Genomic DNA, 23,933 nt, shown 5'->3' with positions numbered 1-23,933 from the left:
TCTTTAGTTCCTTTGCATCTTTTGTATTAGCCTGCAACAAACCTGGCGTGTCTCACCTCTGTTGCGGTAACAGCTTGCCAATAGTGCGATTTTCGGGTGAAAATGTTGCCTTTGCCACTCGCTGAATATCAGCAGGAGTTACTGCGGCAATTTGATCCAAATACTTAAACGAATTCCGCCAAGAACCAGTTTTTGCTTCATATTCCGACAATACTCTGGCCATTCCCATATTGGAATTGAGATTACCTAATACAGCCGCTTTGATTTGAGTTTGCACACGTTGTAACTCAGTTGCTGAAACAGGCTCAGTCTTCAATTTCTCTATTTCTTGGTGCAAAGCTGCTGCCAACTCATCTAGAGTATGACCAGAAGTTGTAGTCGTTGAGAAAATTATCAAATTCGGGTATTTATCGTCTGGTACACTAGGGTTAGCAGCAACATCTAGGGCTAACTGTTGCTGTTCTACCAAAGACTTATACAACCGTGACGTACTTCCACAACATAATAAACCGCTAATAATGTCATAAACCGGATCATCTGGATGACTCAGCGCCGGACGGTGATAACCTTCGACATATAATGGTTGAGATTGTAGCCGTAAAGTCACTTCCCGTATTTGTGTCTGCGGTGGTTCCACCGGAATTTGGGAATTTGGTTTTGGTTTGGCTAGATAACGCTCAAAGTAAATTTTTGCCAGTTTTTGAACCTCAGCCGGGTTGACATCTCCGACAATGGCGATGGTTAAATTGCTTGGTATATAGTATGTCTCAAAAAACTGCTGTACATCTTTTGGTGTTAAATTGCGAATATCTTCTTCATAACCAATTCCTGGCCGTCTGTAGGGATGGACTGTAAAAGCTGTCTCTAAAAACTTCTCTGTCATCAGTCCAGTAGGTGAGTTTTCCACCCGCAAACGTCGCTCTTCTAAAATCACATCTCTCTCTTGATAAAACTCACGGCGAAATTCTGGTTCTAGAAAACGCTCTGACTCAAGTGACATCCACAGTTCGAGCTTATTAGCAGGAAGGCTGTAAAAATAAACTGTTTTATCTAAATAAGTAGCAGCATTTAAATCTCCTCCTGTTTGGCTGACAATTTGAAAGAACTCATTTTCCTTAACCAGTTTGGCTGCTTGTGATTCTACTTGCTCAAACTCTGCTTGCAACCTTGCAACCTCATCTTGTTTACCATCGGCTTTTGCGGTTTTAATTTGAGCATTTAACTGTTCCAAGCGGTCTAGTAACGGTTTCTCTGCTTGATAGTCTTTTGTACCAATGCGCGTTGTACCTTTAAATGCCAAATGTTCCAAAAAGTGAGCCATACCAGTTTTCCCATCTGGCTCATCCACCGCACCCACATCTGCATAAGTAACGAAAAAAGCTACTGGCGCTTGATGTCGCTCAAAAACAATAAATTTGAGTCCATTATCAAGACTAAACTTTGTAACTCGTTTAATCGCTCGATCTAAATAAGGCTGTATAGAACTGGAAACTGATGGAGTTTGAGTTGTGCTTATTTGCAGTAGTTGTTGTGGAGGAGATGCTGTCTGAGTTTTTGCTAAAGTAACTTCTGGCACTAATCTCCAGGAGAGAATTGTTAGCATGATCAAGATTGCCAACAGCCGACGCAATCTGACAGATACAATAATTGCCCAAACTGAACTATGAATCAGGCGTTTCAGTTTAGCTAACAGCATATATTTCGCTATTTTGGTAGTAGCAGTTCGACTCAGCTAATCAGCATTCAACTTGGATTTTTATTCACATATTATTAATAGGCAAGTGAGTAGATTCATCCCCCAAATGCTGTATGCTCATGCTTTAGTTTTAATCTGCCTGTAGATAGCTGTAATTCTGCACTGATGGTTACAGCATTCTATCGATGGTGCGATACTGAATGGCTTCGGCGACATGATGAGATTGTAAATCATCATCTCCGGCTAAATCTGCGATGGTGCGGGCAACTTTGAGAATGCGATCGCTTGCCCTCGCTGACAAGCCTAATTTATTGATGGCAGCTTCTAATAAAGAACGACTGGCATCATCTAACTTACACCATTGTTGCAGATGTCGGCTTTGCATTTGAGCATTACACCGCAGACTTGTTTCGGTTTGAAAACGGTGAATACTGCGATCGCGTGCTTGTTGTACTCTTTCTCTGACAGACTTTGATGATTCTCCTGTGGGTTGTTGAGTAATTTCCTCTGGTTTGAGGCGATTCACTGCCACTTGCAAATCTATTCTATCCATCAACGGCCCAGAAAGTTTCGCCCAATATTGTTCTCGTTGTCTGGGTGAGCAGGTACACTGTTGAATAGTATCGCCATAGTAACCGCAAGGACAAGGATTAGTACTTGCCACTAAAGTAAATTGTGCGGGGAAAACAACAGATTGTTTTGTGCGGGAAATTGTCACATAACCATCTTCTAAAGGCTGACGCAAAAATTCTAAAACATCCCGTTTAAACTCTGTGAGTTCATCAAGCGTCAAATATACAATATCTAATAAAGCGATCGCGCTAGTTCATAAGGTGATGCTAAAGTTTTAGACAACAAAAAACCGCGACTTTGCGCGGTTATTGATCGTGGTAGTTGCGATTACGGCTAGACTACCTGCCTTTATTCAAACTGCTTAATTAGATTATCGCGTCAGGAACAATTGTTCCTGAGAGTATCGCACTAGATAATCAGGATTCGCAGGCTTATAGTAAAGAAGTGCTACAGCATCGTATTGACCATCAGGTGATTTGTATATTTCATGTCCCACAAGATCCCATCTATGGTTAGGTTCTCCATGATGTCCTTGTGTGAAGTTTTGCGCTAATTCATGCTCCATGTCAAAAGCTAATTGTTCCATGTCGCACATCCACTGCCATTCTGTGTGCATCCGGAAAGACGGTGTATTGGGTGCGTTTATTTGGAATATTTTTATGCCACCAATTTTCTCTGCTTTGTTTATTTGCACTTTAGTCACCTCCCCCAAAATTAGTTTGTTTGCCTTGAAAAACGCAAGTTACTTGCCCTCTTGATTCAGGAATAACTTTTATTAGACGACCAAAACCACGGTTTTTACCCATTTTTTGACAAGTGCTTTCATCCCCGTAAACAGTGTGTCTGTTCTCTTTTTCGGTATCCCAAGTTGCAAAAACTTGCCCATCCTGGGTGGACTGGATTGCATAAGTTTTCTTCCCCTTTCTGTGACTCCAGAAGTAATAACCAATTCCACCCACGGTAGCTACACCAATCAAAACGCATCCCACGCCCGCAGTCCCGGCACAAAAAGCGGCTGGTGCTAATACTGCGGGATTAGCCTGAGATGGGCGAGGGGAGAGACAAGAGATAGAGATCGCGCCTACGAGTACCAAGCTTGTGAATCTTTTCATCTTTCACCGCCTTTAAACATTTCACAAGCAAGTGCGTACAAATCATCAATTACATCTAACGACTCAGCCACATCTAAAGGCGCGGATCTACCATTGGCCGCACGAATGCCTAAATCAATATGAAACCTGTATCTAAATTCCCTGTACAGTTCTCGCCACGCGTCATTATGTCTAATTGATGTTTTGTGGCAGTACTCGCGGATTAACTTATTAAGGCTCGATCTAGTGGTTTTGACTGGGACTGGTTTAGTAGCTGGCGGAAGTTCTTTGAGTGCCAATTCTGCATCTGATTGAATTTGCTTAATAGTGGCAACATCAGATTTTACTAAATCTAGTTGACGCTGCGTTTCTAGCTGCTGGCGTTCTTGTTCAGCCATTTGTTGCGCGATCGCGGCAAGTATTTGAATAGGAGTCAGGTTAGGCGACGGTTGTTGAACACGTTTCTTAGCTTCCGTGAACGCAGCCACAAGTCCAGACTTGCATTGGACAACTTGATCTGTATTCCGAGAAAGGGTCATGTAAAAAGTAGATTGCTCTTCAGTGAGCCAAGCAAAAACTTCTGGGCGACCACCTTTTGAACCTGTTTCGGGTTTTCCGTTTTCAAAACGGAGAATTCCAAACGCTTGCTCTACTTGAGCTTGATATTTCTTGATGACATTACGAAACCAGTCAGAATGATTTACCCCCAATTCCGTTGCAACTAGCCTTGAATCGATAACAAGAGATCCTTGTATTTCCGTAACTGATAAACTATTCATGTTGACACTGCCCAAACTAGTGTTAACCGCGCCCAGGATGTTGACTGCATCGCTGGGCATATCTTATTATTATTCATGTAATACGCGAAAGTCAACGGTCTAATGAAGTGAAAAAACGAGACGAGAAAAACAGGTTGTTTGTGCAATTAGGCGATCGCCCTTTGGTAATCAAGTCAATCCGCCTCGATCCTGAACAAGTTAAAAAGCTTGAGGCGATGTGCCAGTGTAGCGAGACTTTCGGCGACAAAGTACGGGAAGCGATCGCCTTCTATCTCCAATCCCACCAATAAAAAAAAGAACCACCCCGACAACGGCAGTGGCATCAAGGAATTACGTACACGGACAGTATACCACCTTGATATTACCCTCAATATTAAAACTTTCAGTAATCCTACGCAAAAATATTTTGATTTGCTAGGTTAGGTTTAGGAATAAGTTTGTACTACATTTATGTTCATTTCAGACGATCGCCTGCGGGTTTTGGCGGATGAAACCTACTTTTTAGACTGTGAAATCTCCTACTTAGTCCGCTTGTTGCGGGAAGTGAGATTTTTCAGAGAGCAAGCGCGATCGCCTCTCAATTTATTTTGTTATATGTTTGATTTTATACTATGCGCTAGGATGATCACCTTAAAATCGCCTCCGAAAATTCAAAACTCCAGTCCCCAACGCAATAGTGCATAAAGAATCTCCGGTTGGAAGTATTCGTGATCGTTCCAGATTCAGGTGAACTACCCAAACCCGCTTACGCTGAGGGTAAGGACTTCCGCAGAGTTCAGTTAAATCAACCCCAAGCTTGCCTGCTTAAAAGTAAAATTCCAGTCAGCCCTCAAATACCCCCTTCCAGTCAATCCAGGCAGATTATCAATCCGAATTTCTCCCCACCGTACTGATCCTAATTCCCCGCCAAAACTGACCGTCCCGACCTCTGGTAGACAAAAATCAATCACCTTGATGGGCGCAAAAGTTGTATAGCTGCTTGATTTTGAAATTTCTGCCAACTGCCGGATGATATCAAGGATGATTTTGCGCCTATCTGTGATAGTTGCCCTAAATCCTCTCCGCACTGTGCTAGGGGCATATACGGCTGGGGAGCTAAAGGTGTTACGCAATCCCCCATCCCCAATATTGTCGTTTTCTTGGTCGTAGTCAGGGAATAGTCGTAAATATATATAATCTGTTGTGTCGTCTACTGTATATAGGGTGGGGTCGAACAAGTCAAGATATAATCCTGTAGGGTTTAAAGCTTCCACCGTGGCAGTGCGTACCCGAAGCAATAATCTTTTTCTCACAAAAGGCGCAGTACATTCATGCTCACTAAGATAAGCAATAACATCATCGCGGATGCCCATGATTGAATTAATAATAGAATTTACAAAACTATAGCGCGATCGCTTAACTATCGCATGGCTAAAACAACAAAAAAATTCCCACGAATTAACTGATTTACAACTTAGATTTTGTCATGAATATGCCAAAGATTTAAATGCTACTAAAGCTTACCTTCGTGCTGGATACACCGCAAAATCAGAAGCAGCCGCAGCGTCTGGATCGTCTGCACTTATAAGGAATCCTAAGATTAGGGCGTATCTTGGCGAAATTCTCAATTTATCGGAAGTTTCCGTAATTTCAGAAATTGCCAAAATAGCTTTTGCTAATATTACTGATGTAGCAGATTTTGATTCTCGGTCAATTACTGTAAAGCCTAGTAATACTTTAAGCGATCGCGGTAAAGCTGCACTTCAATCAATTAAATTTACTGAGAGATACACAGAAGATGGGAAGATTTGTACTGTAGAAGTAAAGCTGCACGATAAGCTTTCGGCTCTAGAAAAATTAATGAAGCGTTTGCGTATGTATCCCAAGGAAATGACAACTATGGGCGCAGTCACCCACTTACTTTCCCAAGGGTTGCTAACAGAAGAACAGGCAAGGGTAATTGTTGATGGCGTTTCCGGGATTGAAGAAGGCTTGCGATCGCTTACTGAGCGACAGCCAATCGACGAAGACTAACGTTGTTAAAAGTAAATTTATAGAAGAATGCTATCAACAGGGCGGCAAGTCTTTTGTCGCAGCAGTAGAAAAGTGGGGAGTAAATGAGAGAGGTGATCGTCTTACCTTACTTCCTTGGCACAGGGAATATATAGAATTGATTGGTGATTTTCGCGTTGCTGAGACTCTAACTTCTGGTGCAGCCCAGGTGGGTAAAACCCTAATTCACACGCTTTTAGTCTGTTACTGCATTACAGAAGGTGGATTGAGTACAATTTGGTCTTATGATTTAGAACGCTCTCTTGATATTCAAGTCCCGACAAACTTTCGTCCTGTAATTAAAGCGTGGCTCAAAATCAGAGGGATAAAGACCAAATTGGGAGAGGGTACGCAAAATAATACCATTTTCCAAGTCAAAGGAGCTACTGCTCAATTTATCCATGTTTCCACTTCTAAGATGCGAGACGCGGACGACGGAAAAGCAGCTGTAGGCGGTGTTGCTGCTGGCGTATCCCGTGACATCTTATTTAAAGAAGAGCGATCGCAATATCCCCCAGGTGCAGGAGATCCACTTAACCGCAGACTTGATGCGGGGCGATTACCTTCACGTCCCATTCGTGAACTTGGTACGCCAGGGGCGGGGAATGGGATTGAGGCAGAGATAGTTAATGCCGACTACCATTTTTACCCCCATTACCGATGTCCTAGCTGTGGAGAAGAGTTGCCTTTACACCCCAAAGGGTGCTTGCTTAAGTCACTGAACAAAAAATATTTATCTCCCAGTGGCAGGCCATTGGACTGGTTTCGTGAAAACAATGAAGCCTTTTTTGGATGTCCTAGCTGTGGCGATCGCATTTCTGACGAAACTAGAAAACAAGCTTGGTTTCGTTGCCTCAAGACTGGTGTTGACTTACGCGATTTCTTGGATTCACTTCCCCAAGGTGTCCCCTACAAACGCCTCAAGGTTGGGATAATTCTCTCGCCCCTGCTGCGAATCCGGCAAACAAATCTAGCCCAAGAGATGATCAATGAGGGGTTATCTGTTCTTAATACCGATGACTGGCAACAGCAGGGATTGGGTGAACCAAGTGAAACTAGTTCCACAGGTGTAACATTGGAAATTTTGAAGGGTGCGATCGCCTTACCTCCACCTCCAGGTAAACCAGAATTTACTTTAGTAGGTATTGACCAAGGGCGATCTGAATATTGGCTATGGAAATGCGCTTATCATCTCCCTGTTAATTGGCGATCTCTTCCCACTGCCCAAGTAATCGATCAATCCCGTCGCCATATATTATTCGGTGGTGATGTAATGAAAGGCGAAATCCCCGATTTACTTGACAATGTTGACTACGGCATTATCGACAACGAACCAGATATTACCGCCGCCGCCGAACTTTGTTCAATTACTTGCCTAGAGATGGGCGATCAGCAATCATCGTTGCTAGATGCAGTAAAGGAAGGCGTGGTGCGAGAAGGTGGAAATGAGCATAAATGCTGGAAACTGCGAAACGAAAAGTTTTTAAAAACAGTCTTGCATGGGTTTTTGCTGGGCAAATACCACCTACCCAATGAATGGGAACAGTGGATCGGCAAACCTACAGAGCGATCGCCCCTGATCCACTTAACCGCACCTAGTTTTGACCCCAGCAGTGGAAAATGGAAACGTCCCAAGAATCATGTAGATGATTTGTACTATGCAGCAATGTTTTGTGAGGTAGCATTTTACTTGCATCTGCTACATGGGCAGAAGCAAAGCGGGTTTGATTTGTGGTCAGCGATGGCTGATCAATAATCAGGATGCCAGGAACAATTGTTCCTAGTATGGGTTGGCTAGGCATGTCGTGGATATTGGCAACGAGAGAGGTGCGATACCTACGGCACGCAAGGGCGGCGATCGCCTATAATCTCTGTAAAGTGCTAAATACTCAGCACTCAGCACTCAGCACTCAAATGTCAGAAATTGAACGGCTAGATGCCTCTCCATTAGAAAATGTCTTCCTCGGAATTGGTACAGGGCGCGACCCAAACGAACACAATAGGGTACGTAACCTTAATGGCTTTTACTCCCGTGAAGCACTAGAAGCCTGCTACATTTCGTCATGGGCTTGTCGCCGTGTTGTAGAAATCATGCCTCGCCTGATGTGCCGCAAGTGGGGGCAAATGACCTTTGACGGAGAAACAGCAGAATCAATACAAGAACGAGTCAAAAAATATTCTTCTGATCTAGTGAAATATTCGGATGATTTAGAGTTACTTGAATCAAAAATAAATCTGATTCAATGGATGGAGAAAAGACACAAAGAGTTATGTGTCAGGAAGAAATTTAAGCAAGCTCAGAACTGGGCAAATTTATATGGCAGTGCCTATATTTTATTGGTGGCGAATGACGATGAAGATTATAGTCAACCACTGGAAGTCAATAATTTATCAAAAATTGAGCAACTAATTGTCCTTGATGGCTACCAAATATATCCTGATGGGGTTAGCAATTACGAACGAATGAACCCGGAATATTACTGTTTATATACTGGTGTTTTATCGGACGCAAAAATTATCTTGCCCGATAATTATAAGACTAGTAATAAAATTCATAAGACTAGGATTTTAGAGTTCATTGGTAACGAATTGCCTTTTAGGGAGCGTAGTAGAAACAATGGGCGCGGCGCATCAGTTCTAGAACCTTTTATTGACGTTTGGCACAGATTTTTTAATGCCTACGCCTCAATTTCCCGTGTATTAACAAACTTTAGTGTTTTTGTTCACTATATCGACGGTTTGTTTGACCAACTTTGGCAAGGTGGGCGTGAGTCCCAAAGAAAGCTATCTGAAAGGCTTTCGGTAAACCAAATCAGCATGAGCCTGTATAAAGGCTACGCCGCCGACAAAGAAAAAGAGAAGATGGAATTTATCAATAGAAATCTCTCTGGTGTTAGCAACGCGGCTGAGTGTTTAAAAGATGAACTAGTGGCCGCCAGTGGTGTAACTGCTTCTGTCTTGTTTGGACAGTTTGCCGCCGGGCTTGATGCTAGTGGCAAAATCACAGGTGAACAACGCTTTCTTAATGATTTGGTGGAAGAAGCGCAACAGGATAAATTCACCGACAACATTGACAGGCTCAATGCTTTGTTGTTATCTGAAGATGACACGCCAGAGGACGACTCTAACCACGGGTGGAACTGGATCGCTTTATATACTGAATCGCCCAAGGAAAAGGCAGAAATCACCAAGATATATGCTGAAGCTGACAAGATTAATGTTGAGTCCAGTTTATTGGTTTCAGGTGGCGAGTCAGCGCCATCCGCTACCCAGCAACCGAAAGAGGTGGAGGAACCGGAAGAAACAGAAGACAGGATGGATGCTGTTAGACTATCTAATCTTGAAAAAGTAGGTGGAAGGGTGCGCTATAGGGGTAAACTGTATGCGCCAAATAAGCCGTATAAGGTAGGCGATCGCTACTACGTCCTCGCTACCAAAAACGGGTTTGTGCAGTTGGTGAATTTCTCAAAGGACGATGTAGACAACGGTGTCTATGCTGATAACCCTTATAGTCCCACTTATTGGGCGAATCTCTACTTCAGTTTTGCAACTCCAGTGACCGATGACTCAACCCCAGTCAAAAAAATCATTGACTGGCAAGGTTTTAAAATTGGCTTGCAATATCTTCCTTTTGAGATGCGGCATAACAAAATGCTAACCGCAGGCTATGGGCATTTCCAAAAAACCAGGGGCGCAGACAAAATGGCGGTTGATTGCTATGTTGGCACTAATTTAAAATCACCTAAGTTATTTGTAATTGAGCAAATGATTGACGGGGAATTTGATGAAGAAAAGTATGTGATTGGTGTTAATTCAATTGAGGAAGCACGTCAAATTTACCTTGAAGTGATGCCAGAAGAAATGCTCGGTAGTATTAGTGAGTGCAGTGTTGAAGAATTAAGAAGACTGCGGGTGGATGCTAATTTAGTGACTATTCCAGGTTATATATTGTCTGAAGAGGAATTTGGCGCGATCGCGGACATTGGCGATGATGACGTAAAAGAGGCGGTTACTAATTGGAAGGCGATCGCGCCTAGTGCTTACGTTAATATTTTGAGTGCAGAATAATGCAAAATAAAAACCTCCTGCCTCCTGCCTCTTGCCTCCTACTTTCACTTGACGCTGCTACCGATAACCCCAACTTCAAATGGGAACCCCAAACCCGTCGCTATCGCAATAAGCTCACCGGGAGATTTATTTCTAAAGAAGCGGTTTACACCCTCACATCTTCACGCATTGAATTAGCAAAAACCGATCTAAACACGCTAGGACAATTACTCCTAGACGGTAAAATCAACCTCAAATCCTGGCAACAACAAACAGCAGAAACACTAAAGATACTCCACACCCAACAATATTTATTAGGTGTTGGCGGACAGAAAGCTATTCAAAAAAATGATTATTTAGAAATAGGTAGAGAGCTTAAAAATCAGTATGGATACTTGCGGAACTTCGCCATTGATTTAACCCAAGGAACGATGACTGAGGCGCAATTCAAATCACGGGTTTCAATGTATGCCGATGCTGCAAAGGTGTCTTATTTTCAAGGCGAGAAAGTAGCAGCAACACGCGCAGGATTTAGCCATGCAAGACGAATACTTGGAGTCGCAGAACATTGTAGTGATTGTCCCGCGATCTCCTCTCTTGGTGTTGTACCAATTTCAGAACTAATTTTGCCCACCCAAAGATGTAGCTGTAGAATCAGGTGCAAATGCCGAATCGAATACCTAGAAGATCCTAGCCAAGCATTAGCATCTTAACTTCACCATAAAACCTGTCTCCTTGTCTTCTATTTGCACGGTACTCTTGATGTTCCACCCAAATGTAGACAACCCAAGGAGCAAAGACTTTGATTGTTAATTCAAATAAAATTAATAGCGAGACAATCAAAGCAATCATTACAAAAGATGGCGATCGCATGGCTAAGTTTATTAAATGTTCTTGTGAAAATGCTAAATATAATTCCTATTCCCAACACAATAGCCCAGTAAATATTGATTTGGCTTGTCAGATCGTCAAGGGAAGAGCTAATGCTTACCCCGATAATCAAGGAGCGCCAACTATTGCTTTTGTGGGGATTAACATTGAATGGGTATACGAAAAGGAAGAAGATAGAGACGCTGACTACGAAATGATTTTACAAAAGTTTGGTTGAGGCGATCGCTCTTACTTTGATGCTTTAAGTCTTGGGACAGTTTTTTTGAGCTGGAACTGCGCGTGTAAACCAACAGGTAACAACCATTATTAAATTATATGCCAGAACAATACCCCGCCTACGTTGATACCACAAACTTATCAAAATTTGCTTTAAGGCTCAAGGAAGTTCGCAAGTTAGGCATCCTTGATATTTACCGCAGATTCTATCAATACTACAGAACCAAGACCCGCGATCGCTACATTAAAGCATCCCTGGAGACAGCCTACGCACCCAGCAGCATTGGCCGTCGCAAGCGTAACGGCACAATCATCAGTGAAGGTTCGCTATTTGGGATTGACACCACAGCGATGTTTAACGATTACACCCAAAACGTGAAAATTGATGATTCAGGTTTACGGGTATGGAGCGAGCAATATTACGCTGGGTTTGTTGAGGTTCTCTTTCAGGAGAAAGGCCCGTTTGCACCAGAAGGCGTATTATTTGTTGACGACAATGATTTGATTGAATTGGAATTAATCATTCAAGAAGAGTTGATTGAGGCGTTTGATAGTATCTTAGATGCCGAGTATTAAGGCAATTTTTTTTTCTAAAAAACCTGATTTTATTGTCTGTGCGATCATGGGGTAGCTCAATTTACAAACCCCTATGCCAAATCAATTATATACAGGAACTAAAATGGTCACGGATGTGTTCATCTGTGACCTAGAAAATTCTAATAGAGCAATTGTTCTTCCCAATCCCAGCGAAGTCACTTTTGATCAAGGGATTGAAATGGAAGAAACAATGGGAGTGACCCCATTGGGAGAAATGCAATTAGTGGATTTATACCCGCGCCAGCGCAACCCCAGAATTCAAATGACATTCCCCAAGAAAACGCCAGAAACATTGGGGATGAAATTTGGCTACCGGATGGAAGCTGACACTGGAATTGCCGCAGCAATCAGACGTAATGGTGTGCAAATTGATCGCAACTCTTACCCGGCTGCTGCAACTGGTAAAGAGGGGTTTGGAATACTTGCAGACGCAGAAGGGGCGTTCGCTAGTTACTTAGATGAAAATAATATTTCTGTCCCCCTAACTCAAGGAACGTTTGCCACATTTGATAATGCTGATGAATTAACTTTTGCTGTCGGGCTGAATGGGGCTTTAAAATTTACGGATGATTTAATCGGGAAATACGTATCTTATGAAATCCCCTACACCTTAACAGACGGTGTAATTATGACTGAGAATCTATTTAATAGATTCAAGCCCACGTTGGTTGTGATTCAAAACGACTTAAAGATAGTATCCTTTGAATTTCCAGAGGCAATTGTAGATCCTAGTGATGGTGAAATTAATTTCAATGAATCACAGCTTCAAATTACTATGCGGATTACCTATAACGGTACTGGTTGTCTACCTGTAAAAGTGAAACATTTAGGACAAGCAAGGCAGTGTGCTGATGCAGCTTAAAAAGAAGGCAAAAGTAAAAAGGTAAAAGGCAAAAACTTTTAACTTATCATGCGTAGCCTCCTCGTCAAATATCCAGGGGATTTCGCTATTGTTGGGCCAGTGAAGCGCGATCGCCTCTACTCTTTTGAACTGTTGATCAATTATCTGCACCAGCAATGGCATATTACCCATTCAATAACAGAATCAGTCCTTCAAATCAGCGATCGCCTATCTTCTTTGTTCCCTCGACTAGACAAGCCTGGACATTTCGGTTTTAATACGCGATCGCTCACACAATCCGAGTTTGAATCTTTGTTTTTAGCTCAAGTAATTAACGAGGAAATGCGCCCTTGTAAGTTAATTGAACTGCACACATTCAAAGAGGAAGGTACAAGGAGGAAAAAGGAAGGAGAAACACTAACCCCCGGTGATATTCCAATCAAAAGCAGTGGACTGCCCGACGCTGATTTGTTTGCTTCTTTGGTGGCAATTGACGAATCTATAGAAGGTGCTTTATTGATGTGGAGGCAGTTTGATAGTGAGTTCCTATCTCGATTCATCTCCCAATTAAATGAGCGCCGCCGCGATCCACAAGAGCGAATGAATGAGTATCTCAAAGATAGATTTAATGAGTGGAAGCAACAGAATAAACAAGAGTATTACAAGAACTTGGGATTTAATTAATGAGCGACCAGTTTATTGATATTAGGAATAGAAGCTATAAAGTTGAACCCGTAAGTAAAATTTACTTTCGTGGGCTGACTGAATGTTTACGTGATTTAGGAGATGTAGATTTACTCTCCAAGTCAGCCAAAACCATTAAAAAAGTCATCATCCCCACCATCCCCGATGAGATTATTAATCGCGGCGATGGGGATGAAGAATTTTATCTATGGCAACCCTCGGTAGAGCCAGAAGAAATCAACGACATCATCCTTAAATGCGCTCGTTGCTACCGCTTGCAGAAACTTGAGGAAGCCAAGTCTAAGGGTGACGAAGGCGCGATCGCAGAACACACAGAAGGACTGGCAATTATTGATAAATACCTCAATCCAGAAGGAATTATTACTGTTGAATCAAAGGTAGTTGAACCTTCAGTTGAGGAACTGCAAGCCCGAATTAAGCAATTAGAGGCAGTCAACGGCACTTCGACCTAATTTCAGACGCGATCGCTTCTATCTCTTGTTGGTCTTTAATTGTTGTGTCTCCAGCGTTTAATTTGCGTTCCTGTATTTCTCTTGTCACCCGATGATGGCAATCATCCACCTTGGGTTGAGATAGCCACCAAACCAAACCAACCAAAGAAACAACTCCAATCACAGACGCGATCGCCCAGTCTATTTTGCTGGGTTTTTTATTAATAGCCATTATTCCGACCCAAGTTTATATTTATTATTCCCAGGAGTTCCGTTATGGCTGACAAAAAAGTAGCAATTAATGTACAGCTTAAACTGGACTCTGAAGAATTTAGTCGCAAGGTCGAGGGGCTATCCGGGTCATTCAGTCCGATAGAAGTCCCGATTAAACTACAAAAAATAAATACTGGTATTGGCCCTGTTAAGGTCAAAGCCGATTTAGACTCTGGTGTATTAAGCGCCAGCTTAAAAACAGCTTTCGGTGCTGTTACCGCAAATTTGGGCGAAGACATTGGTGACAAGGTAAGTAGGTCGATTGAAAAAATCAAGCCGTCTGCATTTAGCGGGATAGTCGGCGCGATCGCATCCCCATTTCAAAGAATCGCTACAGGAGCATTAGAAGGTATTGGGCGGGAGATGTCCGCTAAATTGGGACAGGGGTTAGCTAAGGGTGTAGAAAAGCAAGTTGCACCCGTGATTGGGAGTTTTGATTTACTTGGCGAAAAACTAATCACCACAGCAGCACCGCGCCTTGGCAACACTATCGGCGGCAAGTTAGCCAAATCCTTGTTTGACAAAGAATTCATTAAACAGGCTCAGTCTGAGTTTAGGCAGTTTCTCGGCAGCACGGTAGGAGAAGCTGATGCTTTGATTGCTAATCAATCACAAAAAGCTAGAGTAAAGCAATCACAGCAGGCGAATTTAAATCTGGCAAGGCGTGAACTAGGAACCCAACTAGCAGAGTTTGTTGCTACCACTCCCCAGCGTCAGCAGCAGGTAAAGCAGTTACGCGCCCAAGATACCCAACTAGCGACTCAACAGCAATCTGCACAAGAACGGGTTACTAATGCACAAAGCGCGATCGCGTCAAAACGCCAAGAATTAGCTCAAAAGCAAGAGTTAATTCTCAAAAAACTAGCATCTCAAGGTACAAAAATTGACGATACCTTAAGAAAGCAAGTTGCCAAACAAGTACAGTCAGCGCCGCAAACTGTACAAGAATTGGCCAAATTAGAAATTGAATACGCTAAATCATCGCAGTCCCTAACCGCGATAGTGAGTCAGCGAAAAAATATTCAGACTAAAATCAACCAGCTTGGTACACCTATTTCACCTATAGTCAAACAGCTAGAACTACTAGGTGTAAACCAATCTGAAATTGCAGCAATTAGAGAGCAAATTTCTAAAACTAATTCAAGTTTTGATCAAATAGTTTCTAATCTAAATAATAGCGTTAATGAGAACATTTCAGACATTCAAAACCTGCGAAAAGACATTGCTTACTACAAGCAGCAACTACAAAGTTTAGTTACAGACTACAATTTTCAGCTTAACTTTGTTTCCTCCAAAGAAGAGCAAAAGCAATTATTACAACAAGTAATTCAACAACGCAACGAAATCATCGGACAAATTCAACAAGCCGAAAAAGATATTGCTTCTGCTGTTGCCAAGGTCAAAGGAAGGCAGGTATTAAGACAGGATACCCGTACCAAACAAGCGACTAGGGTGTCAGAGATAGAGCAAGGTTATACCGCAGCCCAAGTTAAATTGGTTCGTCAAGCGATGGGTGGAAGGCAGGGAGGCAAAGTACAGGGTACAGGGGATGTAATATTCCCTGATGCGTTCGCCCAAGAAAGCCGCCGCGACTTACCTAATGTTTACCGCCAAATTGTTGAGCAGGTTGCTAAGTTATCTAATGTCAAAATCAGCGAATCTAATATCCCCTCTCTTGGGACTGATGCAAGAGTCCCTGTAGGCGGTGCAGCTTACGATAAAACTAGCAACAAAGTTTTACTTGATAAAGCCGCCTACGAACAAATATCTAAAGGTGTTGTTGATAAGCAGTTGGTAGAAAATGTAGCCCATGAATTAAGACATGCACTTCAGTTTGAGTTTGGCAAGAATATTAAAGGAACAGGGGTAAATCTTCTTCAACCATCACAGCAAGAGGCGGCAAAATTGTCACCTAGGATCAACGAGTCTGTCGCTGCCGTGGTGGCTCAAGGCAAAGGGAAGATAGGCGATCGCGGCAAGGAAGTTGCCAGGAAGACAGAGGCGGATGCTTATACCTTTGCTGATCGCTACGCCCAAGAAATTTATAATTTTGTCACTGGTGTTACCACGCCTTCCCTAAAAGCCAAGCTCTTTGAAAAACAACGACAACTCAAAACCACAAGAGAAAAATCTCAGGAACAGTTGTTCCTGGATCTCACCGAAGAGAACAAAGCTGCATTAGAGCAATTAACTGGAAAGCAACTAACAGCAATCGCTCGCTCCTCTGGCATTAGTGGTTACTCCAATAAAAAAAGTTGCAGACTTACGACAAATACTTTTACAGCAAATCAACCCAGAAGATTTAGCGTTTAGAATCCCCATCTTTTCTAAGGTAGATCCACAAGTCCAACAGGATGCTAAAGAGCTTTTACAAATTGCGCCATCACAACTAAGACAACAGATTCAAGAGCTTTCAAAATATTTTAGCGCCAGCACCAAGCAAGCGCGTACTGCCAATAATTCTCAAGGACTTAGAGAGGTTTTGGATGGTATTGCAGAGGCGAGAAAAGTTTACGCATCCGCCTTAGCCCAGGACTTGGATAAAGAAACTCGTAATATATTGCAGTCCGCGATCGCTAGACTCGGCAAACAGCGCATCGCCGCCCAATCAAGCCTGACTACCCTTGATGCTCAATCCTTAAACACTAGGGCTAACGCAAATACTTTCGGCTCTCAATCAGTAGGAAATCTGCAATTTTCGTTCCCCGCAACACCCCAGGTTGATTTGTCTTTTAAAACTGCTCAAAATAAGCAACAAGAGCGAATTAAAAAACTACAATCATCTGGTGCGAATGTAACGCAAAACATTAATCAATTAGTTAACCAAGTTAACCATCAAGTATCTCAAGGAATTATTAACGCTGATGCTGCCCTAGAAAGATTAGCAACACTCGCCCGTACCGCACAACAGCAACAAGATAAGGCTGCTGCCCGTGCTAATGCCGCAACTATTAAAAGCTCCGAAGCGTCATTCAGGCAAGCACAACAGGCGCTTAAGCAGTTAGAGGCTAAGGTGAATCAACAGGTCGCCGAAATTGAGCAACGTACTCGTTACAATCAGCAACAGCAACAATTAAAACAGCGCGATCGCCTCCGCTCCTACGGTATTGACCAAACTGCGCCCGTTGATATTGTTGAGCAACGCCCACAGCGTCGACCATTTAGCATAGGTAAGGTATTTAACCAGCTACGTAGCGAGGTTCAAGATTTCCGAACATCCGGCGCAAGGAAGCAAGCACAGGCATTAGGGCAGCAATCACAAGCCATTCTGGTAGACCTAGATTCACAAATCGCTATCGGTAAAGCCTCTCTCAAGGAATCTCAGCTTTTACAAAAACAGATCGCCGAGAACGAAAAACGCATCCAGCAAATTATCGGTAAAGTCAAAGCAGCCAAAGAAGGACGCACCCCAGCTTTAACCCCTGGTGACTTACAACGTTTTTCAGGGCAGTTGCAACAACTTGGCGCTCAAGTTGACGCGGATAGATTAAGAGTTGCGGAACTCGACCCCAATATTCAAGCAGCGAAAAGATTGCAACCAGTAGCCAGCCGATTGCGAGGGACTTCTAGTGGTGCAGGTGCGATCGCTTCTCAAAACACTATTTCTAATGAAGATTTAACGCGCCTTAATGAATTCAACCGTCAAACCAAGGAGTCTTTGAAGCTTCTGGGGCAAACCCCCGCAGGTGGTGGATTCTTCGCAGACTTGAATCTAAAAATGCCTGGGCTGCTGAAAAATACATTTAATTTAGTCAAAGGTTTTTTAGCGTTTCAAACGATCTCATTTGTTCAACAACTTCTTTCACAAATCGGGCAGGAAGCTTTTCAAACCTCAATGCGGTTTGAGCAACTAGAGAAATCTTTAAACTTTGCTACAGGTGGGCAGGGTGCAGAAAGTTTAGCTTTTGTTCGCAAAGAAGTAGAACGCCTATCTCTACCTCTAGAATCCTCAATCAAAGGATTTACAGGACTCGCAGCAGCAGCCCGTGGTACCGCCCTGGAAGGTGGAAAAACAGAAAAAATCTTCACCGCGATCGCGCAGTCCGCCCGTGTCTATAATCTGACTTCTGAACAAACAGAAGGCGCACTTTTAGCAGTGCAGCAGATGATTTCTAAGGGGAGTGTCCAAGCTGAAGAATTGCGAGGACAACTTGGTGAACGACTCCCTGGCGCATTTCAAATCTTCGCCCGTGGTATGGGTGTAACCACAGCAGAATTAAGCAAGCTACTAGAACAAGGCAAAGTCGGATTAGACGATTTATCTAAGTTTGCAGATCAACTTAAAACAGAAACCGCAGGTGGTGTCAACGAAGCAACTAAAACAGCGGCCGCCTCCCTGCAACGTTTACAAAATTCTTTTACAGACTTCAACCGCCAAATCGGTGATGCCATCACTCCCGCAGTTGTAACAGTATTTGATGGGCTTTCTGCATCAATGGACTGGACACAGAAGAATGCCAAACTGGTTAAAGCCGCTCTTGCCGCGATCGCACTCACCGTTACAGTCGCCCTAATCCCCAGTATCACCGCCCTTGGTACAGCAGTCTGGACACTTGCCACCGCAACATTCCCTGCTGCCGCCTCAGCAATGTTAGCTGTAGTAGCTGCCAACCCTGTATTAATTGCTTCCCTTGCTGCACTAACCGTAGGTATGCTGGTAGCTGAAGATGGAGCTAAAGCCCTAGCCTCCGCCCTAACTGGTGTAAGTGAAGCGCAAGTCCAGCAAATTGATGCTGATGCGATGACAGATAGCAAATACAATAAGGCGATCGCCCAACTCAGTAAGCAAGTTCCTATAGCTAAAGAACAGGTTGATGAACTTACCCAAGGATTAGCAGATCAAGAGCGTCGCGGTGTTCTTACTTCTAAATCCGCTCAACTACTAACCAACCAACTTCTCAAAGCCCAAGTCCAAGCCGAAGAGACGGCCGAAGCTCAAGCAAAGCTTAATAAACAACTAGCCGAATCAGAAGTTGCTTTCAAGAAAACCAAACTTGCCGCTGAACTTTACGCCACTGAAAACACTAAAAATGTTGCTCAAATTAAGGCTAGGGGATTACTTGGTGAAGATGCGATCCGAGATAGAGAATACCAAGCAGAACAGCAGCAAAATATAAATTTATCTAACGTATATTCTGCCCGAATTGCTAACATCAAGAATCTATTATCTGAATCGGAACGCCTACAAAAATCAGGTAAAAAAGGATTAGATGCCAAAGAGGAAATCAAGCTAAATGAAGAGCTAATCTCTATCCAAAAAGAATTCAATCAATCTCAAGCTAATTTAGCTAATGCCGATTTTAACCGTATCAAAGAAATACGCGATCGCCGCATTAAAGATTTTGAGGAATACCAATCAATTGCCGAAAATCAGCAAAAAGCGGGTTTGATAACCGAAGAGAAACTACTACAAGAACGCCTTGATATTCAACAACAAAAAGGCGAAGAACAGCTACAAGATATTGCCCAGCGTCGTGCCAAGTTAGACGCATCTGACAAGGAAGGATTAGAAGCTTTAGCGGTAGAAGAATCCGCCGCCCAAGCACAAATTAGAGAAGCGCAAAAAACAGCCTTTGATCAAAGAATTGCCCTTAGTCAAAAACGTGCAGATGAAGAGGTGGCGATCGCTCAAGCTTCCCGATCCAAGGGATTAATTACAGAAGCTCAATTCAACCAGCAGCAATACGAAATCAGGACTAAATATTTAGATGACCAACTCACGGTCTTAAAAGCCCGTTCCGCTACCATTTCTAAAACAGATATCGACGCACAGCGCGATATCCAAGCCAAGGAAGCACAGATATTACAGCAACGTACTGACGCTAGAAAAGCTTTTCTTGACGCTCAACTGCAACTATTGGAGCGCCAACAGCAAAAAGCGACTGATTTAGCAACCCTCGCCGCTAAAGACCGCGAAATTGAATTGCAAAAATTAGTCAATGCTCGTGTATTAAATAGAGAAGATATTCAAGTTGAAACTCTCAAAATTACTCGTACAGGCATTGAAAAAGAACTTGAATTAGAACGCCAAAAGCAACAACAATTACAATCATTTCCTAAATATGATGACCCTGTAGCCGAAGAAGAACGCCAAACCAAAATTCGCACTTCCCGTATCCGCACCAGCGACCTGCAATTACAGCTACTGCAAAATGAAAAGTCTCAGCAGGAGGCGGTTTACGCCGCGCTTAGCAAACAGCTAGAACGCGCCACTCAGGCGATCGCTAACCGCGCCACCATTGCTACTCAGTCATTCAACAAAGAACTACTTGCTAATTCTGCCCTAGAAAAATCACTTTCCCTACAAAATCAACTTTTAGACGCACAAAAATCGCTCCGTTCTGCCTTGGGTAGCTACGTTGATGCTGAGTTCCAAATTCTCCAAGAAACCGCCAAATCAGAACGTGAGAAGAAAAATCTAGCTGAAACACAAGCTAGTATCAAGCTACAAGCCGCAAGGCAACAAGCCGAACTTGACAAGCAATCCTTGGAGTTACAAATTCAACAAAACGAAGCAGCCCAGAAACGACTGGAAATAGAAAACGCGATCGCGCAAATCAAAAACCGTGCTGATATTGCGACCAAGCAAGCTGAAGCAGCTAAGGTTGCATCCGACCCCAACGCTACCCCAGAGCAAAAACAAGCGGCCCAGTTGCAAGTGGTAGCAGCCCAAGTAGAAGGTGAAGGCTTGCAGCAGCAAGCCGGATTTTTAGCGCAACAGCGTACTGTAAACGACCAAGTAAATCAAATGCGTCGCCGTACCCAAGACGCACAATCAACCGCAGACGTTACCCGTGCTGAATTTGAAGCGGCCAACGCTATCAGAGATCCCAGGAATCGCCGCCGCCGACTCAGAGAATTATCAGAACGTGCAAGATATAGAATCACTGGTACAACAGAGCGTGGCGAATCATTGACCAGACTGGACGAATTTAACCGCGCAGGGCGTGGTGATGCACTGACTCCACTGCAAGCCTACCGCGCATCCCAAGTACAAAATCAAGTACTACCCGCATTACCTACGCTGGAATTACCAAAACTTGTCCCCGCACTTGACAACACTGCGAATAACTTAGGTACAGCCGTTGATTCCTTAGTGAAGCTTGTCAATCAAAAGCTATCAACACCCAACAGCGTGACTATTGCCACCCCAATTAATAACTACTTCCCAGTCACATCTAACCCCAAGGATGCGGCTAACGCTGCAACGCAGGCGACTAGGAAGGAACTGTATGATTTGGGTGTTCTAATAAAGAGAAGTTAGGTGATTTATGAATGTTATCGAAACTCAAAAGCGTATACTAGCAGTTCAGCAAAATATAGAGCTACAAAAGGTCAACAGTGAAATCCTTGATTGCAAGAAACTGCTATTACAAGAACACTATGTACCCGAATACTATCAACATAGATTAAGTTTGCTCGAACAAGAAAAGCTGGACTTGCTTGAGCATCACAAAACTCAATTTTTAGTGCTAAATACCCAAGCCTTTTTGTGATAATGGCAAAGAAGGGACTCAAACCCTCAATTGAGAAGCCTGTTGTCGTCTGCCAAGACGGTAGCCTCAACTACCTCTTCTCCCCGTGGCTGGGTGCATTATCTTTCTGCCACTTTGCCAAGTACGGCGTGCATAATCCCTGGCTGTTTTAAACGGTTTCTGCAACACACCGCACTCCAAGCTCTTAGGGCTTACACATATCGCCTAAGCTACTTGGAGAGCGATCGCGCCAAGCCGCCATACTTTTTACAACTACCGCGAACGGAATCGGCACGAAGGTCAGGGTTACAGTTGCTTTCCCCGTCAATAGCAGTCCCTCTGCTTTTCTAAGACTCGTTTAACCACGAATCAACCCGCGTCCTATTTAGTCGAGGTGCGAATCGCTACTATATATTATACCTATTGCTCAGGAACAATTGTTCCTTCTAAATGAAAAGCTATAGCTTCATCAATGCTTCTTAACTTCTTCTTCTGTTTTAGCTACAGCTACACATCCAGGCAACTCTTTTACCCAAGCGCCATAACTAGTTTTACCTTTTTCGATTACGATTGAATACTGCATCAACAAACCTCCAGTATCTCTTTCAACTCTACCCCAAGAACTTGCGCGATCGCGATCGCCTCTACAACATCCAGCCGGCGCGATCCTAATTCAATCCCAGAAATTGTCCTTCTATCTAATCCGACAGCTTTACCTAATTCCATTTGAGTAAAACCATTTACTTGGCGAAACATCGATATTCTCTCACCAATAATTCTTCTTGGAGTAACTTGATTTTTGTTCAGGATTGGTATTTGCAAATTCACCCCAATTAACTGAACATCATTAACATAATCTTCGACAATATCCTTAATTAAATCAACCATTGTGCATCCCCTGCGTTTGGCGATCGCGTATAATTTTCTCGCTTTTTGATTGCTTAAACTCAAGGGAAAATACACCTCTGGGTTATACATGTTTTGCCTTATATTCAGGAAATTTTTGATTTTTAAATCCTATTATATTAGTCCATGCAAATATTGTTCAGAATACAAAATCTTTTATATGGAATACAGAGTAGATACTGGAGGAATAAATAAATATGAAATAACGCCCGAAGGATATTTGAGGGCATGGGCGACAATCGCTCGGATTGGCGTACAGACTTACTATAACGCCGACGGTACGCCTCGGCGAGAGCTGCGCCCTCCCGAAGAGGTAGCAGATCCAGAAAGTCTGGCCAGTTTCGGATTAAAGCCGCATACCGTCGATCACCCTCCAGAATTTTTAAACAGTGAAAATACAAAACTTTACCAAACCGGATTCACAGATTCCACCGTTTATTACCAACAAGGTTTTGTTAATGTCGCAATTAGCGTAACCGACGCTAAGGCAATTGATGAAATAGCTAGTGGTAGGAAACGGGAATTATCAGCCGGATATACTTGCGAATTAGATTTTACTCCTGGAGTATGGCGCGGTCAAAATTACGATGCCATTCAAAGAAGAATTAGAGGTAATCACGTTTCTTCGATAGAGGTAGGGAGGGCAGGCCCGAATGTAAAAATACACATTGATGAAATGCCTTGGGTTAGTCGCCCCCTCAAGAAAAAAGCTTTTATTGCCAAACTAGATAACCATGAAACAGCTATGACTGTAGAAGCAAAAGAAAAAATAGACGAACAAACCAAAGATACACCTCCCCGAAAAACTGAGAGCCGGGAAGATGTACAGGCGCGGAGAATCAAGGAGCTAGAAGCCCGAATTGACGATCGCGACAGCACGGTTAATCAATTGAGGGAAGAATTATCAACCACTAAGACCGAGTTAACCCAAGCAAAGACTGATGCGGCAACAGCCAAGTCTGACCTTGAACATCACAAAGCAACTTACGATAGCGCGATCGCCTCGGAAGTAACCGCTAGGATTGACGCTTGGCAAAAAGCGAAACCATTCTTACCCAAAGCATTAGCACAGTCCCCAGATCCCAAAATGACTGCCGACGAGATTAAGCGTGCGGCTGTTGAAAATGATAACCCTGGTGTCAAATTGGACGGCTACAACAGCGATCGCATAGATGGCATGTTTGAGTTTATGCTGCACTCCAAAAAACCCAAAGCCGATAAAACTAAGGGAATCATGAAAGCTGTTGAGAATGCTTTCAATGCTGGAGATGCTAAAGCTTCTCGTAGTAAGGCGATGTGTGATGATGACAAAGCTTGGATGACGACAAATTAGGAGATTGATTAATGGCAAGTCCCTCTCCAGCCCCATCCCTACCCCCCT

24 protein-coding genes and 1 pseudogene are annotated in these 23,933 nt (G+C 43.2%); 15 read left to right on the top strand and 10 right to left on the bottom strand.

Features of this window, described 5'->3' with window-relative positions:
* Positions 1-52: 52 nt before the first annotated feature.
* The 5 genes and pseudogenes from ACX27_RS04385 to ACX27_RS31525 form a co-directional block, all read right to left on the bottom strand.
* On the bottom strand, positions 53-1,603 hold the full coding sequence (locus ACX27_RS04385; RefSeq protein ID WP_235526651.1) for a M16 family metallopeptidase: 1,551 nt from the start codon (positions 1,601-1,603) through the stop codon (positions 53-55).
* 262 nt (positions 1,604-1,865) lie between these two features.
* Positions 1,866-2,489, bottom strand: a pseudogene (locus tag ACX27_RS04380) (ATP-binding protein); the annotation flags it as partial.
* A 150-nt stretch (positions 2,490-2,639) separates the two neighbouring features.
* Complete coding sequence (locus tag ACX27_RS04375; RefSeq protein ID WP_144427399.1) at positions 2,640-2,885, bottom strand: hypothetical protein; 246 nt, start codon at positions 2,883-2,885, stop codon at positions 2,640-2,642.
* 79 nt (positions 2,886-2,964) lie between these two features.
* Positions 2,965-3,381, bottom strand: a complete 417-nt coding sequence (locus ACX27_RS33320) for a hypothetical protein (RefSeq protein WP_062288944.1) — start codon at positions 3,379-3,381, stop codon at positions 2,965-2,967.
* A complete protein-coding gene (locus ACX27_RS31525; protein ID WP_062288941.1) occupies positions 3,378-4,199 on the bottom strand; it encodes a Rha family transcriptional regulator in 822 nt (273 codons plus the stop codon). The genes ACX27_RS33320 and ACX27_RS31525 overlap by 4 nt, the downstream gene beginning before the upstream one ends.
* Before the next feature lie 47 nt (positions 4,200-4,246).
* On the opposite strand from ACX27_RS31525, the gene ACX27_RS31520 reads away from it, so the two are divergent.
* Positions 4,247-4,429: a hypothetical protein gene (locus tag ACX27_RS31520; RefSeq protein ID WP_144427398.1), complete on the top strand. Its 183-nt coding sequence runs from the start codon at positions 4,247-4,249 to the stop codon at positions 4,427-4,429.
* A 160-nt stretch (positions 4,430-4,589) separates the two neighbouring features.
* Positions 4,590-4,823, top strand: coding sequence for a hypothetical protein (locus tag ACX27_RS31515; protein ID WP_144427397.1), 234 nt, complete (start codon positions 4,590-4,592; stop codon positions 4,821-4,823).
* Between the two features lie 95 nt (positions 4,824-4,918).
* On the opposite strand, the gene ACX27_RS04360 is transcribed toward ACX27_RS31515, so the two are convergent.
* Positions 4,919-5,491: a hypothetical protein gene (locus tag ACX27_RS04360; protein WP_062288939.1), complete on the bottom strand. Its 573-nt coding sequence runs from the start codon at positions 5,489-5,491 to the stop codon at positions 4,919-4,921.
* Between the two features lie 49 nt (positions 5,492-5,540).
* Here ACX27_RS04360 and ACX27_RS34820 point away from each other — a divergent pair, with 49 nt between their 5' ends.
* From ACX27_RS34820 to ACX27_RS04320, 9 genes are all read left to right on the top strand, one after another.
* Positions 5,541-6,152 (top strand): terminase small subunit, encoded by a 612-nt coding sequence (locus ACX27_RS34820; RefSeq protein WP_083468666.1) that lies wholly within the window; start codon positions 5,541-5,543, stop codon positions 6,150-6,152.
* Complete coding sequence (locus tag ACX27_RS04355) at positions 6,085-7,926, top strand: phage terminase large subunit family protein (protein WP_062288936.1); 1,842 nt, start codon at positions 6,085-6,087, stop codon at positions 7,924-7,926. The genes ACX27_RS34820 and ACX27_RS04355 overlap by 68 nt, the downstream gene beginning before the upstream one ends.
* A 5-nt stretch (positions 7,927-7,931) precedes the next feature.
* Positions 7,932-10,238 carry an anti-CBASS protein Acb1 family protein gene (locus tag ACX27_RS04350; RefSeq protein WP_083468664.1) on the top strand — a complete coding sequence of 769 codons (2,307 nt, stop codon included), beginning with the start codon at positions 7,932-7,934 and terminating at the stop codon, positions 10,236-10,238.
* Positions 10,238-10,930 (top strand): hypothetical protein, encoded by a 693-nt coding sequence (locus tag ACX27_RS04345; protein ID WP_062288931.1) that lies wholly within the window; start codon positions 10,238-10,240, stop codon positions 10,928-10,930. Before ACX27_RS04350 ends, ACX27_RS04345 begins: the two co-directional genes overlap by 1 nt.
* Before the next feature lie 89 nt (positions 10,931-11,019).
* Positions 11,020-11,325, top strand: a complete 306-nt coding sequence (locus ACX27_RS04340; RefSeq protein WP_062288929.1) for a hypothetical protein — start codon at positions 11,020-11,022, stop codon at positions 11,323-11,325.
* Positions 11,326-11,423: 98 nt separating this feature from the next.
* Positions 11,424-11,900 (top strand): hypothetical protein, encoded by a 477-nt coding sequence (locus ACX27_RS04335; RefSeq protein ID WP_062288925.1) that lies wholly within the window; start codon positions 11,424-11,426, stop codon positions 11,898-11,900.
* Between the two features lie 73 nt (positions 11,901-11,973).
* A complete protein-coding gene (locus ACX27_RS04330; RefSeq protein WP_062288922.1) occupies positions 11,974-12,783 on the top strand; it encodes a hypothetical protein in 810 nt (269 codons plus the stop codon).
* A 48-nt stretch (positions 12,784-12,831) separates the two neighbouring features.
* Positions 12,832-13,446 carry a hypothetical protein gene (locus tag ACX27_RS04325; RefSeq protein ID WP_062288919.1) on the top strand — a complete coding sequence of 205 codons (615 nt, stop codon included), beginning with the start codon at positions 12,832-12,834 and terminating at the stop codon, positions 13,444-13,446.
* A complete protein-coding gene (locus ACX27_RS04320; protein ID WP_062288916.1) occupies positions 13,446-13,919 on the top strand; it encodes a hypothetical protein in 474 nt (157 codons plus the stop codon). Before ACX27_RS04325 ends, ACX27_RS04320 begins: the two co-directional genes overlap by 1 nt.
* On the opposite strand, the gene ACX27_RS04315 is transcribed toward ACX27_RS04320, so the two are convergent.
* A complete protein-coding gene (locus ACX27_RS04315; RefSeq protein ID WP_062288913.1) occupies positions 13,900-14,130 on the bottom strand; it encodes a hypothetical protein in 231 nt (76 codons plus the stop codon). The two genes, ACX27_RS04320 and ACX27_RS04315, sit on opposite strands and share 20 nt — an antisense overlap.
* A 44-nt stretch (positions 14,131-14,174) precedes the next feature.
* Here ACX27_RS04315 and ACX27_RS04310 point away from each other — a divergent pair, with 44 nt between their 5' ends.
* Genes ACX27_RS04310 through ACX27_RS04300 form a run of 3 tightly spaced genes read left to right on the top strand, consistent with a single transcriptional unit; the run spans position 14,175 to position 21,667 of the window.
* A complete protein-coding gene (locus ACX27_RS04310) occupies positions 14,175-16,484 on the top strand; it encodes a coiled-coil domain-containing protein (RefSeq protein ID WP_062288910.1) in 2,310 nt (769 codons plus the stop codon).
* Positions 16,405-21,435 (top strand): tape measure protein, encoded by a 5,031-nt coding sequence (locus ACX27_RS04305; RefSeq protein WP_062288907.1) that lies wholly within the window; start codon positions 16,405-16,407, stop codon positions 21,433-21,435. Before ACX27_RS04310 ends, ACX27_RS04305 begins: the two co-directional genes overlap by 80 nt.
* 7 nt (positions 21,436-21,442) lie before the next feature.
* A complete protein-coding gene (locus ACX27_RS04300) occupies positions 21,443-21,667 on the top strand; it encodes a hypothetical protein (RefSeq protein WP_062288902.1) in 225 nt (74 codons plus the stop codon).
* A 184-nt stretch (positions 21,668-21,851) separates the two neighbouring features.
* Here ACX27_RS04300 and ACX27_RS34815 read toward each other — a convergent pair whose 3' ends face one another.
* From ACX27_RS34815 to ACX27_RS04295, 3 genes are all read right to left on the bottom strand, one after another.
* Complete coding sequence (locus ACX27_RS34815; protein WP_256364383.1) at positions 21,852-21,974, bottom strand: hypothetical protein; 123 nt, start codon at positions 21,972-21,974, stop codon at positions 21,852-21,854.
* Between the two features lie 141 nt (positions 21,975-22,115).
* On the bottom strand, positions 22,116-22,229 hold the full coding sequence (locus ACX27_RS35620; RefSeq protein WP_418006728.1) for a type II toxin-antitoxin system HicB family antitoxin: 114 nt from the start codon (positions 22,227-22,229) through the stop codon (positions 22,116-22,118).
* Positions 22,229-22,624, bottom strand: coding sequence for a helix-turn-helix domain-containing protein (locus tag ACX27_RS04295; protein WP_062288899.1), 396 nt, complete (start codon positions 22,622-22,624; stop codon positions 22,229-22,231). The genes ACX27_RS35620 and ACX27_RS04295 overlap by 1 nt, the downstream gene beginning before the upstream one ends.
* A gap of 88 nt (positions 22,625-22,712) precedes the next feature.
* On the opposite strand from ACX27_RS04295, the gene ACX27_RS04290 reads away from it, so the two are divergent.
* Positions 22,713-23,885: a DUF2213 domain-containing protein gene (locus ACX27_RS04290; protein WP_062288896.1), complete on the top strand. Its 1,173-nt coding sequence runs from the start codon at positions 22,713-22,715 to the stop codon at positions 23,883-23,885.
* Positions 23,886-23,933: the final 48 nt, after the last annotated feature.

It is taken from the genome of Nostoc piscinale CENA21, from assembly GCF_001298445.1.
Classification (GTDB): Bacteria; Cyanobacteriota; Cyanobacteriia; order Cyanobacteriales; family Nostocaceae; genus Nostoc_B; species Nostoc_B piscinale_A.
This window is presented reverse-complemented; position numbering and strand designations above follow the sequence as displayed.

What these genes read in the sequence shown, in the direction of transcription:
- ACX27_RS04385 (WP_235526651.1), bottom strand. Translation starts at nt 1,603, where the DNA reads ATGCTAACAATTCTCTCCTGGAGATTAGTGCCAGAAGTTACTTTAGCA.
- ACX27_RS04375 (WP_144427399.1), bottom strand. Translation starts at nt 2,885, where the DNA reads ATGCACACAGAATGGCAGTGGATGTGCGACATGGAACAATTAGCTTTT.
- ACX27_RS33320 (WP_062288944.1), bottom strand. Translation starts at nt 3,381, where the DNA reads ATGAAAAGATTCACAAGCTTGGTACTCGTAGGCGCGATCTCTATCTCT.
- ACX27_RS31525 (WP_062288941.1), bottom strand. Translation starts at nt 4,199, where the DNA reads ATGCCCAGCGATGCAGTCAACATCCTGGGCGCGGTTAACACTAGTTTG.
- ACX27_RS31515 (WP_144427397.1), top strand. Translation starts at nt 4,590, where the DNA reads ATGTTCATTTCAGACGATCGCCTGCGGGTTTTGGCGGATGAAACCTAC.
- ACX27_RS04360 (WP_062288939.1), bottom strand. Translation starts at nt 5,491, where the DNA reads ATGGGCATCCGCGATGATGTTATTGCTTATCTTAGTGAGCATGAATGT.
- ACX27_RS04355 (WP_062288936.1), top strand. Translation starts at nt 6,085, where the DNA reads ATGGCGTTTCCGGGATTGAAGAAGGCTTGCGATCGCTTACTGAGCGAC.
- ACX27_RS04350 (WP_083468664.1), top strand. Translation starts at nt 7,932, where the DNA reads ATGCCAGGAACAATTGTTCCTAGTATGGGTTGGCTAGGCATGTCGTGG.
- ACX27_RS04345 (WP_062288931.1), top strand. Translation starts at nt 10,238, where the DNA reads ATGCAAAATAAAAACCTCCTGCCTCCTGCCTCTTGCCTCCTACTTTCA.
- ACX27_RS04335 (WP_062288925.1), top strand. Translation starts at nt 11,424, where the DNA reads ATGCCAGAACAATACCCCGCCTACGTTGATACCACAAACTTATCAAAA.
- ACX27_RS04330 (WP_062288922.1), top strand. Translation starts at nt 11,974, where the DNA reads ATGCCAAATCAATTATATACAGGAACTAAAATGGTCACGGATGTGTTC.
- ACX27_RS04325 (WP_062288919.1), top strand. Translation starts at nt 12,832, where the DNA reads ATGCGTAGCCTCCTCGTCAAATATCCAGGGGATTTCGCTATTGTTGGG.
- ACX27_RS04320 (WP_062288916.1), top strand. Translation starts at nt 13,446, where the DNA reads ATGAGCGACCAGTTTATTGATATTAGGAATAGAAGCTATAAAGTTGAA.
- ACX27_RS04315 (WP_062288913.1), bottom strand. Translation starts at nt 14,130, where the DNA reads ATGGCTATTAATAAAAAACCCAGCAAAATAGACTGGGCGATCGCGTCT.
- ACX27_RS04310 (WP_062288910.1), top strand. Translation starts at nt 14,175, where the DNA reads ATGGCTGACAAAAAAGTAGCAATTAATGTACAGCTTAAACTGGACTCT.
- ACX27_RS04300 (WP_062288902.1), top strand. Translation starts at nt 21,443, where the DNA reads ATGAATGTTATCGAAACTCAAAAGCGTATACTAGCAGTTCAGCAAAAT.
- ACX27_RS35620 (WP_418006728.1), bottom strand. Translation starts at nt 22,229, where the DNA reads ATGCAGTATTCAATCGTAATCGAAAAAGGTAAAACTAGTTATGGCGCT.
- ACX27_RS04295 (WP_062288899.1), bottom strand. Translation starts at nt 22,624, where the DNA reads ATGTATAACCCAGAGGTGTATTTTCCCTTGAGTTTAAGCAATCAAAAA.
- ACX27_RS04290 (WP_062288896.1), top strand. Translation starts at nt 22,713, where the DNA reads ATGGAATACAGAGTAGATACTGGAGGAATAAATAAATATGAAATAACG.